Origin of the sequence: Burkholderia sp. Leaf177 (genome assembly GCF_001424345.1) — a bacterium.
Classification (GTDB): Bacteria; Pseudomonadota; Gammaproteobacteria; order Burkholderiales; family Burkholderiaceae; genus Caballeronia.
In genome coordinates, this window is sequence record NZ_LMPF01000008.1 from 69,461 (window position 1) to 81,940 (window position 12,480).

Consider the following 12,480-nt stretch of genomic DNA (forward strand, 5'->3'; position numbering starts at 1 on the left):
TATGGCGTTTTAAACCTCAAGCTGCAGCTTCTTCCAGCAGCGCTTGTTGCATGGCTTCCTCGTCGCCGTAAAGATGCAGCAACCGGTAGCCGCTTTTATACACCGGCTGCAAGCGGAAATGATTGATAGGTTCGATACTCAGCGCCAGCCTCAAACGTGACACGTGACTGTCGATCGTGCGGGTGCTTTCGCGGAATTCTCGTCCCCAGACCATCGCGAAAATGTGATCGCGGGACAGCACGCGGCCTATGTTCGAGAAAAACAATAACGCGAGCCGATACTGCGTGCCGCTCAACTGAACCGGTTGCCCGCGCACCGTCACGCTCTGCTGGCGAGAGTCGAAGCGATACGGACCAATTTCGGTGATCGCCGCCGCGTTCGCCGGATAAGCACGCCGCAGCAGCGCCTCGATACGCGCGCCGAATTCCGCGCTGCGCACCGGATGCGTGACGAAGTCGTCGGCGCCGGCGGTCAGCGCGCGCACGATGTTGCTCTCGCCGCCATCGGCGGAAGCGAACATGACGGGAACGCGCTCGCCAATGCCTGAACGCATGGACTTGAGCAAGTCCAGGCCGGACAAGCCGGAGGAATGCCAGTCGAGAATCAGCATGTCGACAGTCGAGCGCGACAGCGACTTGGACATCGCGAGGCCGTCGCTAAAAGGAATGCACACGTGGCTCAGCCGCTCGACTATTTCGTTGACGACATAACGGTGCTGGGGATCTGACTGGAGAATTGCGATACGCATGATGACAATGCCGGTGACGCTGCGCACGATGCTTCGGCTTGGTCGATCGAAGGCATCGCAGAAGGTCTCGTGAAACGCTACAAGACCGCTTTGAACGCGCGAATTCTGCAGAGCGTGATCGCCTTGTCCTATCGGAAAACTCCTATTTTTCCGCGCGTTATCGTCAAAAATGCTTTCGATGTGTCGCGCAAAGTCACTGCTTGTGCCGACTCGTGCCTGCATTGGGGTAAAACGGCATTTCATCCGGTGCTTAATCGGGATGCATGAAAGCAACACGCGAACGACGCAAAATTGCTGCATGCATATTTCACGATCCACGGAAACGTCGCGCTTACCAGCTCGTTAAGCTGGGTCTCATGAACTCGAACCTTCACACCTTGCACGCCGGGCTGAGCACACGTCAGGCGCTGATCGTCATCACGGCCAGCATGGGTTTCGTGGTGTCCCAACTCGATGTCACCATTGTCAACGTCGCGCTTGCCAGCATGGGGCGCGACCTGCACGCGAGCGTGGCGAGCCTGCAATGGACCGTTGACGCCTACGCGCTTGCGTTCGCGGCGCTGATGCTCTCGGCAGGCGTGCTGGGCGACCGCTTCGGCGCGCGGCGCTTGTTCGTGGCGGGGCTGGCGCTGTTCGGACTGGCATCGGCCGCGTGCGGATTCGCCGCCGATGCCGGCCAGCTCATCGCCGCCCGCACGCTACAGGGCGTTGGCGCCGCGGCGATGTTGCCGAACTCGCTCGTGCTCGTGAACCAGTCGTGCGGACACGACGACGGCTTGCGGGCGCGCGCCGTCAGCCTCTGGACGGCGGCGGGCGCGGTTTCCATCGCGGCGGGACCGGTTGCGGGCGGCGTGCTGATCGCGGCGTTCGGCTGGCGCAGCATCTTCTGGGTCAACGTGCCGCTTTGCATTGCCGGAATGGCCGCGACCTATGCGTGGATCGCCGATAAAAAGCCCACCCAAAAAGGCCAGGGCGTGGACCTGCCGGGCCAGGTGCTGGCGACCGTTGCGCTCACTTCTTTCGTCGGCGCAATGATCGAGCTTCGGCCTCTTGGCATCACGCACCCGGTTGTTATCGGCGGGATGGTGCTGGCGCTCCTGACCGGCGCGGGATTCGTAGCAATCGAGCGGCGAGCCCACGCGCCCATGCTGCCGCCAGCGCTCTTTCGCGACCGCACGTTCAACTCGGCCATTGCGTTCGGCATCTGCGTGAACCTGACGTATTACGGCATGGTGTTCGTGCTGAGCCTGTATTTGCAGCGTGTGCTGGGCCTTTCTCCGCTGCACGCAGGGCTGACGTTCCTGCCGCTGACCGGCGGGTTCCTGTTGTCGAATCTTGCCGCCGGGCCCGTGGTCGCGCGTTTTGGCTCCCGGCTGCCCATGATCACAGGCGCATTGGTCGATGCCACCGGATTCGCGGCGCTTTGTTTCGTCGATGCCCGCACGCCTGTCTTCGTATTGCTGCTGCCATTCCTGCTGATCCCGACCGGAATGGGGCTTGCGGTTCCCGCCATGACCACCGCCATGCTCGGCACCGTCGAAGCCGCGCGGGCAGGAACCGCGTCGTCGGCGGTGCTCAACACCGCGCGGCAAGCGGCTGGCGCGGTCGGCGTTGCTCTTTTCGGTGCGCTGGCAAGTCACGCGGCGTCGGCGGAAACCGTGCAGATCGTGACAGGCGTCCGGGTGTCGGCGGCAATCTCGGTGGTGCTGCTGTTGCTGGCTGCATCGATGTCGTGGCGGGTGGTCGAAAAGAAACGCCAGACGTAGATTCCACGGCGGGAATGCGGGTTGCACTAAGAACCATGCACCTTTCGTGCAACGCGCGGTCCGCAGGCCGCCGGAGATATCGAACCATGTCCACACCGCCCGTAGATCCGACGCAACTGCCAATAGAACCCGATCCCGACGAACTGCTCGATCCGGACGCGCCGCCCAATCCGGACGATCCCGATCTGCCCGACGGCCCTGATTCCGCAACCCCGCTCGTTCCCGCCGATCCCCATAACGGCTCGCCGCGCCTTTGAGATTCGGTTGGCTCAAAACGCAAAAAATGCCCAGACGCGCATGCGCGTCCGGGCATTTTTTGTGTTGCTCAGAACAAAAAGTCTATAGCGTAACAGTCAGCACATCGCCTGATTTAAGCGCTTTCTCGATCAGGCCGCTTTCCTGCGCGCGGCGCACGGCGTCGGCAACAAACGATTCCGGCGCCTCGACCTCGGCCTTGATCGCGCTGATGATCCCGGAAGCCTCGACGATCACCAGCGATTTCGCCGAATCCGCACGGCTGATGATCACGCGCTGCGGGCTGCCGCCGTCCGCGATGCTGGCGCAAAATTGCATCGGCTGGCCGTCGATGGTTTGCTCGAAGGTTTGAATCATATTGAAGGTTCGCCTCTGGTAGATGAACGGTAAGTCCTTGAAAGGGACGCATCATTTATGCCAACTCCCCGACGCGCGTCTTCCTGATTATTGAGCGTCGAGCAGCCCAGAGGTTCAAAAGCGCTTTCTAGAAACGATACGTCACGCCGAGCTGCACGACCGGATACCAGCGATATTTTTCCACGCGATTAGTAATGTTCTGCTTTTCCTGGTCGATGTTCGCCTGCGTGGTGAGCAAGCTGTACACCTCCGGCACGAAATACGACACGTGCGGACGCCCATACGCCACGCCGAGATCGAACATGAAACCAAATCCCTTCGATACCGGCTTGTGCCCATATCCCACGCCCAGATACGGCATCACGCTTGGCAGGCGAACCGTAGCCGAAGGCGCGCCGGCAATGGCGGGAACGGAAGCGTCGCCAATCTTGAAATTGCCCTGGGAATCGGGAACAGCGTGCGCCTTCAATTCGTCGCCGTTGATCAGCGCACCGCCCGTTACACGGAAGCCGCTGTTCGCGAACGGAAACAGATCGAGGTAAAGACCGCCTTGAATGAGGCTCAGATGACCGTCGTATTTGGCGCCATCGACGTTGAACGAATGGGAAAATCCAAAGCCTTCCACCTCGGCATGCACGCCTGCCCACGTGTTGAGCGAATACGCCGCGCCAACACCTCCGCCCAACGTCCCGCCTTGAACATAGACCTCTTGCGCCTGGGTCGTTTGCGTTGCCAGCATGGCGATCATGGCGGCCGCCGCCGCGTTCAGAACTGTCTTCACTGCACCTTCTCCGTAGTAGCCGGGCTCCTTCCCGTGGCGAGACTGTACGGTTTCGGTAAACGATTCAATGGAACGAACAGTGACCGCTTTTGGCGTCAATTCAACATCGTCGCGATGTCCACGAATTGTCTGCGCGCAGTGCAAAAAATACGTGTTCTCCGAAGTAAATTTTGCTGGCACGTTTAATTCGGCAAGAAAAGATTCCTCGCGTCTGCCCTAAATGAAAGGGCCTGCTTGCCGTTAAGTTCTATGACAGCTTCATTCAAACCGAAGCACAAAAATCACGCGGAGAGAGCATGTTTGTCGTTATCGGATGGGTGTTGGTCATCGGATCGGTGATCGGAAGTTTCATGGGTGTTGGCGGGCATCTCGCGGCGCTGGTGCAGCCCTTCGAATTGCTTTGCATCTTTGGCGCCGCTATCGGCGCATTCGTCGTATCGAATCCGCCCGCGACGCTCAAGAAAACGCTCAAGAGCATTCCGGCTGCGTTCAAGGGCGGCGGTTATTCGAAAGAGAAATACGTGCAGCTGATTGCGCTTCTCTACGAGCTGCTTCAAAAGGCGCGCAAGGAAGGCATGATGGCGCTCGAAGCCGATGTCGAAGCGCCCGAGAAAAGCCCGACGTTCATGAAGTACGAACATGTGCTCAACGATCACCATCTGCTGGAATTCATCGTCGATTATTTGCGCATGATGTCGAGCGGAAACGTCAACGCGCTCGAAATGCAGGACCTGATGGATGAAGAGCTCGAGACGCATCACGCGGAGGCATCGGTTGCGTCCGGTGCGATCCAGAAAATGGCCGACGGCCTGCCGGCATTCGGGATTGTCGCGGCCGTGATGGGCGTGGTTCACACCATGGGCTCCGTTGGCGCAGCGCCCGCTGTTCTGGGTGAAATGATTGCCGGCGCGCTCGTTGGCACCTTCCTCGGCATTCTGCTGGCGTACGGCTTCTTCGGACCGCTCGCCGATCTGCTCGCCGCGAAGGGGCACGCGGAATCCAAGCCGTTCCAATGCGTGAAGTCGGTATTGCTTGCATCGATGAACGGCTATGCGCCGGCCATTGCCGTCGAGTTCGGCCGCAAGGTGCTGCTCACCGCCGATCGCCCGAGCTTCAAGGAACTCGACGAAGCCGTGCGCGCCACCAAATCGCCGAAGTCGGCTTGATGAGCCGCGTGCACATCGAAACCACGGGTAACGATCATGGCTGAAAAACCATCCCGCGATCCGCTGCAGTCGGTGCTCGCACCGACCATCGTGGTGCGCCGGAAGAAGAAGGCCGCGCACGGCGGCCACCACGGCGGCGCGTGGAAGATTGCCTACGCCGACTTCGTCACGGCCATGATGGCGTTCTTCCTCTTGATGTGGCTGCTCGGATCGACATCGAAATACGACAAGCAAGGCATTGAAGATTATTTCAACGCGCCGCTCTCCACCCTGTTCGGCGGCAAGGACGGCAGCGGCGCCGCGCGCTCGAGCATCATCAACGGCGGCGGACGCGATCTTTCGAGTTCACGCCCCGGCGAAGCGACCAAAAGCCAGACCGAGCCGATGCCCAAGAGCACGGCGCGCATTGCTGCGGAAGACGACGCGCGCCGCCTCAAGCAACTGAAAGAGAAGCTCACGGCGCTGATTGAAAACACGCCGGCGCTGCGTGCGTTCAAGGACCAGATTCGTATCGATATCACGAGCGAGGGTTTGCGTATCGAGATTGTCGATTCGCTCAAGCGGCCGATGTTCGCATCGGGCAGCTCGAAGCTCGAGAGCTACGTAGGCGTGATCCTTTCGCAGATCGGCGCGTCCATGAACGACGTGGACAATCGCGTTTCGATAGCAGGCCATACCGACGCCGTACCCTATTCCGGCGGCCAGGCTGGCTATTCGAACTGGGAGTTGTCCAGCGAACGCGCGAATGCTGCGCGCCGTTCGTTGATTGCTGGAGGCATGAGCGAAGGCAAGATCTTGCAGGTGCGCGGCCTCGCTGACGTATTGCCGCTGAACAAAGCCGTCGCCGACGAACCCACGAATCGCCGCATCAGCATTCTCGTGCTGAACAAGGCCGCGGAGCAGGCGTTCTTCGCCGATGGAGGCCGTACGTCCGTGGACGATACCCAGCCGGCGAGCGCCGTCATTCCCGCGAAGGTCGCGCAGCAACTCAAGCCGCGGCCGCTTCCCGCCGTTATCGAAGTCTCTTCAAAGAACTGACAGACCGCAGTGCGCCGCGACGATGTATCTAATCGTCCGCGGCCTGCCTCACGCGCTGCCAGACTCGTCCCCTCCCTTAGCACACGCGCAACTTTTGTAGCGTAGCCGTCGTTTCAATACAACTGTCATAGACCTTACATACGCCTCCCGTAAAGTCCGCCCGTCGCAAGTCAGCGGGCCGCAAGAGCCCGGCGTATCAAAGCACTTGTTGTACGAGACCACTCACGCTACCACCCACGCTCAGGGAGAATGTTTTGAACCGTAAATCACTGCTCGCCATCGCCGCACTCGCTGCGTTTGCCGCATCGGCCGCGCCCGCTCAAGCTCAAAGCAGCGTCACGCTGTACGGTTTGATCGATGCAGGTATCAGCTACGCGAACCACAGCTCCGCCGGCACTGGCAGCTCGAAGATTTTCAAATACGACGACGGTGTATCGCAAGGCAGCCGTTGGGGCCTGCGCGGCGCTGAAGATCTGGGCGGCGGACTGAAGGCAATCTTCACGTTGGAAAACGGCTTTAACAGCGGCAACGGCACGCTCGGCCAAGGCGGCGCGGAATTCGGCCGTCAGGCTTACGTGGGTATCTCGAAGGCGGACGTTGGCTCGGTGACCCTCGGCCGTCAATACTCGTTCTCGACCGATTACCTCGGCGGCGCGTACTCCATCGGCGGCCAGACGGTCGCGGGCAACTACGCTTATCACATCAACGACGTGGACCAGCTGACGTCGAGCCGTCTCAACAACTCGATCAAGTTCAGCAGCGCAAACTTCTACGGCGTGACGTTCGGCGGCATGTACGCCTTCTCGAACCAGGCTGGCGCATTCTCGGGTTCGCCCACGACCACGACCGCTGGTGTGACCACGCAAGGTTCATCGCGTGCATACAGCTTCGGCCTGAACTACGCCAATGGCCCGTTCAGCGTTGGCGCGGCTTATACGGACATCCACTTCCCGGCATCGGCTACGCCGGCGTTCAGCACGAGCATTGCGAACGTGGCGACGGGCGGCTCGAAGGACCTGCGCACGTTCGGCATTGGCGCGAACTACAAGATCGCCGCCGCAACGCTGTTCGCGTTGTGGACCAACACGCGCTTCGAGGCAATCAGCGGTGCGACGTCGAAGTTCAACACGTATGAAGCGGGCGCCAAGTATGCGTTCACGCCGGCTGCGACGGGAAGCCTCGGCTACACGTACATGAAGCTGACGGACGCCGCGCAAGGCAAGTGGCAACAAGTCGATGCAAGCGTGGACTATGCGCTTTCCAAGCGTACCGATGTCTACGTGCTGGGCATTTATCAACACGCATCGGGATCGAACAACGGTGTCGATGTGCAGGCGCAGATTGGTTCGAGCACCAGCTACTTCGGCACGTCGGGCCGCGGTGCGAACGACCAGATCGCGGCACGCGTGGGTATTCGCCACAAGTTCTAAGCATGAGCTGACGTAATAGAACGGGGCCGCTGTTTCAAGCGGCCCCGTTTCATTTTGATGCCGCGTTACAGCACCTTTTTGCTGTCCAGCGACTTGCCGGTTTCCGCGTTATAGCGGTCTACATATTCACTCATCAGCTTGCGTAATGCGCGGCCGATCTGCTTGTAGTCGCTCTCGTTCAGATTGGCGAGCGAGACGCGGCCGGACGGATGCTGCGTGCCAAAACCGCGTCCCGGCAACAGCACCACGCGCGCCTCCTTCGCCAGGCGGAACAGCAACTCCGAAGGCTCGGTGTGCTTGAAGAGCCACTGCACGAACTCCGGACCGTATGCCCGGTTGCCGAGAAACTCCAGGTCGAGGATGGTGTAGTAATCGACCTGGTTCACATCGGTGTCGTCGAAACTGATTCCGATCTCACGATACAACGCCTCTTTACGCCCGCGTATCAGGCGCTTCAGGGCGTTCTTGTAAGCCTCGGGCGTGTCCATGAGCGAGAAGAGCGAGAACAGCACCATCTGCACCTGTTGCGGCGTGGAAAGACCGGCCGTGTGATTCAGCGCAACGGTCCGGCTGTCCGCCACCAGCCGGTCGATGAACTTGAGGTTCTCCGGCTCGGTGGTGATGGACTCATAACGCTCGTGCAGTTCGGCGCGTTGTTCCTTGGGGAGCTTGCGGATCAGTTCATCGATCACGTTGTCCTGGTGCGTCGCGATCGTGCCGAGCCGCCAGCCCGTGGCGCCAAAATACTTCGAGTACGAGTAGACGAGGATGGTGTTCCTCGGACACAACGCGAACAGCGACACGAAGTCATCGGCAAACGTGCCGTACACGTCGTCCGTGAGAAGAATCAAGTCTGGCCGTTCCTTCACGATATCCGCGATGTATTCCAGGCTTTCGGTATCGATCTTGACCGACGGCGGATTGCTCGGGTTGACGAGGAAAAACGCCTTGACCTTCGGATCGCGCAGCTTGTCGAGTTCTTCCTTCGAGTATTGCCAGCCGCGCTCCACGTCGGCATTGAGATTCACGACATTCAACTGATAGTCGTTAAGCGTCGGAATTTCGATGTAAGGCGTGAAAATCGGCGAACCTAGCGCGATGGTATCGCCCGGCTTGATCAAGTGATTTTCACGCAAGGTATTGAAGATATACGTCATTGCCGCAGTGCCGCCTTCGGTCGCGAATATATCGAAATCGCCAATGAACGGATGCTTGCCGATCATCTCCTTCTTCAGATATTGCGCGACGATCACTTCAGACAATTTCAGCATGCGATCGGGCACCGGATAGTTCGATGCCAGAATTCCCTCGCACATTTCGTAGAGAAACTCGCCGCCGTTCAAGCCGAGTTGGTCGCGCACATAAGAAAGCGCGCCGCGCAAGAAGTCGATACCCGCGACGCCCTTGTTGTCGCGCGCGAATATCTCGAATCGTTCTTCGAGGCCTTCGTGTTTGGGAAAGCCGCCGAGCCCTTCCGGCATATGAGCGAATGAGCGCTCGGACTCGCGCATGGCGAAAAGGCCCAATTGCCAGAAACCGTGACGCGGGATGGTGGCGAGGAAATTGGGATTGCCGCGGCCTGCATTGAGCATGGCGACGTTCGCGGGCCGGTCGACGGCGCCACCGCCTGCGGCCTTGATCAACTCGTCCTTCAATTCAAACGGACTGAGCGCTGCAATCTTGGACTGATCTTGCGAAGCCGCTTTCTTGGACTTGGACATCCGGTACCTCCAGAAATAATCGACTGCTTGAAAAAGAGTGGCGCCCGTCGCTTTCGCGCCGGCCCTCCGGGAGAAGCGTCAATGGGATTCAGGTAATACGGGCCTGGCTCCTCTGGCTAATTCAAAAATTTGCAATGAAATATTCGCTTAAATCGATAATAACGATCCCGCGTTTTGTTTCGCGGGCTGAAACAATTACGCGTTCCCTTAACGAGCACAGCCGTTAAGAATCTCGAAACGACAAAGCGAAATCTTTGAAATCTTGTCCTGCACCTCTCACTAATATCACGTCCGCGTAATGAAAGCGGTATCAATGCTGCTAGAAATTTAATCGCGTTTAATCGACTTTCAAACACCATGTCCTACTTGCAAAACGCCCGGGCACAAGCTCTGCGGGACGTTTGTATCGCGTGGCGCGACGCAACGCCGACCCATAACCGCAAACAATAGAAAAGGCGCATGACAGCTCGAAACAACAAACCGAATGCTTCGCCCTCTCACACCGGCTTCGTGCGTGTGCGAGGCGCACGCGAGCACAACCTGCGCAACGTGGATGTCGACATACCGCGCGACGCGCTTGTCGTATTCACCGGCGTGTCGGGCTCGGGCAAGTCGTCGCTTGCCTTCGGCACGCTATACGCCGAAGCGCAGCGGCGTTACTTCGAGTCGGTTGCGCCCTACGCGCGGCGCCTGATCGATCAGGTCGGCGTGCCGGAGGTGGATTCCATTGAAGGACTGCCGCCGGCCGTGGCACTGCAGCAGCAGCGCGGCACGCCGAACGCGCGGTCATCGGTAGGCAGCGTCACCACGCTTTCGAGCCTCGTTCGCATGCTCTACTCGCGCACGGGCACCTACCCGGCGAAGCAGCCAATGTTGTTCGCCGAGGATTTCTCCCCGAACACCGTGCAAGGCGCTTGCCCCACGTGCCACGGCCTTGGACGTGTCTACGAAGTCACCGAGAAGTCGATGGTGCCCGACGACTCGCTGACCATCCGCGAGCGCGCGGTCGCCGCATGGCCGCCCGCGTGGCACGGCCAGAACCTGCGCGACATTCTCGTCACGATCGGCTACGACGTCGATACCCCGTGGCGCGATCTTCCGAAGAAGGATCGCGACTGGATTCTCTTCACCGACGAAACACCGACCGTCCCGGTGTACGCAGGTCTCACGCCCCAGGAAACGAAAGCCGCGCTCAAGCGCCATGCCGAGCCGAGTTATCAAGGCACGTTCACTGGCGCACGCCGCTATGTGCTTCATACCTTCGCCAATACGCAAAGTGCGTTGATGAAAAAGCGCGTGTCGCGTTTCATGATAAGCAGCGCCTGTCCAACATGTCATGGCAAAAGGCTGAAACTCGAAGCGCTGTCCGTGACATTCGCGGGACTCGACATAGCGGAGTTATCGCAGATGCCGATGGCGCGTGTCGCCGACATCCTGCGTCCCGTCGCACGCGGCGAACCGTCTCCCGATGTACAAACGGGCGAGGTGCTGAACAAGAAGGAAATGCGCGAAGCTCTGGAGCGGCGGGTTGCATCGGGCGGATCGGCACATAAGGCATCGCCCGATATAAGACGGACAACGAATCAATCGCGCGAGAAGCAGGTTGCGGCGCAACGCATGGCAAAAGAGTTGCTCGACCGCTTGTCCACGCTGATCGACCTGGGTCTCGGTTACCTGGCGCTGGACCGGAGCACGCCGACGTTGTCATCCGGAGAACTGCAGCGCCTGAGGCTTGCAACACAGTTGGCATCGCAGTTGTTTGGCGTGATCTATGTGCTCGATGAACCGTCCGCCGGCCTTCATCCCGCCGATGGCGAAGCGCTTTACAGCGCGTTGCAGCGTTTGAAGGAAGCGGGCAATTCGCTGTTCGTGGTCGAGCACGATCTGGAGATGATGCGTCGCGCGGACTGGCTCGTCGATGTCGGGCCGGCAGCCGGAACCGCGGGGGGAAGCATCGTGTACAGCGGGCCGCCTGCTGGACTCGCCGACGTGGAAGCATCGCAAACACGGCTGCATCTTTTTGGAGAGCACCGGCCCGTCGCGCGTACGAAGCGTTCGCCGGCGGGCTGGTTACGGCTTTCAAATGTCACCAGAAACAACCTGACAGCGCTGGACATCGTTCTCCCGCTTGGATGTTTTACGACCGTCACAGGCGTCTCGGGCTCGGGTAAATCGAGTCTCGTCAGTCAGGCTTTGCCGGAACTCGTCGCGGAAAAACTCGGACGTCCGATCGCGAATGAAACCGAAGAAGATCGTGATCCTCTTCTTGATGCGGAAGACATCCAGACCGATGGAGAAATCACGGAAGGCATGGAGCATATTCGCCGGCTGGTGAGGGTCGACCAGAAGCCGATCGGCCGCACGCCACGCTCGAATCTCGCCACCTATACGGGTCTTTTCGATCACGTTCGCAAGCTGTTCGCGGAGACGCCGCAAGCGCGTCGCCGGCGCTACGACGCGGGCCGTTTTTCGTTCAACGTCGCCAAAGGCCGATGCCCGACATGCGAAGGTGAAGGCTTCGTCAGTGTCGAGTTGCTCTTCATGCCGAGCGTCTACGCGCCGTGCTCGACATGCGGAGGAACCCGCTACAACACGGAGACACTCGAAGTCAAATGGAACGACAAGAACATTGCGGAAGTCCTGCAAATGACAGTCGACCAGGCTTGCGAATTTTTTGTGGAAGAGCCGCAGATCATGCGTGCACTCGCGGTATTGCGCGATATCGGGCTGGGCTATTTGCGGCTCGGGCAGCCTGCAACAGAGCTTTCCGGCGGCGAGGCGCAACGCATCAAGCTCGCAACGGAGCTTCAGCGCGCCCAGCGCGGAGAGAACCTTTACATACTCGACGAACCCACTACAGGTCTGCATTCGGTCGATAGCGACCGCTTGCTGATTCAGCTACAAGGTCTCGTCGATGCCGGCAATACGGTAATCGTCGTCGAGCACGACATGCGTGTGGCGGCGCAGAGCGATTGGGTCATCGACATGGGGCCGGGCGCGGGAGAAAACGGCGGCAAGGTGGTGGCGAGCGGAACGCCGGAGGACATCGTGAAAAAAGGCGCGCACGGCCAGACATCGAGATATCTGAAGGCGTGCCTAATCGGCATAGGGGACAGCCAAGAGGCCGTACCCCTGCCACACCACCCGGCATGCGGGTCCGCACCGGGCGGTTCGAGAAGTTGAGGTTAGGAGAAACGAGGTACCCCCAGTCGATCGAA

General features: G+C 59.7%; 11 protein-coding genes. 7 read left to right on the plus strand and 4 right to left on the minus strand.

Annotation, left to right across the window (positions count from 1 at the left end; all coding sequences use genetic code 11):
- Window positions 1-16 precede the first annotated feature (16 nt).
- On the minus strand, window positions 17-748 hold the full coding sequence (locus tag ASG35_RS09955; RefSeq protein WP_056356107.1) for a response regulator transcription factor: 732 nt from the start codon (window positions 746-748) through the stop codon (window positions 17-19).
- A gap of 69 nt (window positions 749-817) precedes the next feature.
- Here ASG35_RS09955 and ASG35_RS31255 point away from each other — a divergent pair, with 69 nt between their 5' ends.
- The 3 genes from ASG35_RS31255 to ASG35_RS31260 all read left to right on the plus strand — a co-directional run bounded on the left by ASG35_RS31255 (window position 818) and on the right by ASG35_RS31260 (window position 2,771).
- A complete protein-coding gene (locus ASG35_RS31255; protein ID WP_156393075.1) occupies window positions 818-1,015 on the plus strand; it encodes a hypothetical protein in 198 nt (65 codons plus the stop codon).
- A gap of 89 nt (window positions 1,016-1,104) precedes the next feature.
- A complete protein-coding gene (locus ASG35_RS09960; protein ID WP_056356109.1) occupies window positions 1,105-2,514 on the plus strand; it encodes an MFS transporter in 1,410 nt (469 codons plus the stop codon).
- 86 nt (window positions 2,515-2,600) lie between these two features.
- Complete coding sequence (locus tag ASG35_RS31260; RefSeq protein WP_156393077.1) at window positions 2,601-2,771, plus strand: hypothetical protein; 171 nt, start codon at window positions 2,601-2,603, stop codon at window positions 2,769-2,771.
- A gap of 82 nt (window positions 2,772-2,853) precedes the next feature.
- Here ASG35_RS31260 and ASG35_RS09965 read toward each other — a convergent pair whose 3' ends face one another.
- Together ASG35_RS09965 and ASG35_RS09970 are read right to left on the minus strand one after the other, a co-directional pair.
- Window positions 2,854-3,126: a hypothetical protein gene (locus tag ASG35_RS09965; protein ID WP_056356074.1), complete on the minus strand. Its 273-nt coding sequence runs from the start codon at window positions 3,124-3,126 to the stop codon at window positions 2,854-2,856.
- A gap of 127 nt (window positions 3,127-3,253) precedes the next feature.
- On the minus strand, window positions 3,254-3,907 hold the full coding sequence (locus ASG35_RS09970) for a hypothetical protein (protein WP_235527503.1): 654 nt from the start codon (window positions 3,905-3,907) through the stop codon (window positions 3,254-3,256).
- 296 nt (window positions 3,908-4,203) lie between these two features.
- Here ASG35_RS09970 and motA point away from each other — a divergent pair, with 296 nt between their 5' ends.
- The 3 genes from motA (at window position 4,204) to ASG35_RS09985 (ending at window position 7,541) form a co-directional block, all read left to right on the plus strand.
- The gene (gene motA / locus ASG35_RS09975) at window positions 4,204-5,073 is read left to right on the plus strand and encodes a flagellar motor stator protein MotA (RefSeq protein WP_056356075.1); all 870 of its coding nucleotides are present in this window, start codon (window positions 4,204-4,206) and stop codon (window positions 5,071-5,073) included.
- Between the two features lie 36 nt (window positions 5,074-5,109).
- A complete protein-coding gene (gene motB, locus ASG35_RS09980; protein ID WP_056356077.1) occupies window positions 5,110-6,111 on the plus strand; it encodes a flagellar motor protein MotB in 1,002 nt (333 codons plus the stop codon).
- 254 nt (window positions 6,112-6,365) lie between these two features.
- Window positions 6,366-7,541 carry a porin gene (locus tag ASG35_RS09985; RefSeq protein ID WP_056356079.1) on the plus strand — a complete coding sequence of 392 codons (1,176 nt, stop codon included), beginning with the start codon at window positions 6,366-6,368 and terminating at the stop codon, window positions 7,539-7,541.
- A 65-nt stretch (window positions 7,542-7,606) separates the two neighbouring features.
- On the opposite strand, the gene ASG35_RS09990 is transcribed toward ASG35_RS09985, so the two are convergent.
- Window positions 7,607-9,262, minus strand: coding sequence for a bifunctional aspartate transaminase/aspartate 4-decarboxylase (locus tag ASG35_RS09990; RefSeq protein WP_056356081.1), 1,656 nt, complete (start codon window positions 9,260-9,262; stop codon window positions 7,607-7,609).
- 459 nt (window positions 9,263-9,721) lie between these two features.
- On the opposite strand from ASG35_RS09990, the gene ASG35_RS09995 reads away from it, so the two are divergent.
- On the plus strand, window positions 9,722-12,445 hold the full coding sequence (locus tag ASG35_RS09995) for an excinuclease ABC subunit UvrA (RefSeq protein ID WP_082508308.1): 2,724 nt from the start codon (window positions 9,722-9,724) through the stop codon (window positions 12,443-12,445).
- Window positions 12,446-12,480 lie beyond the last annotated feature (35 nt).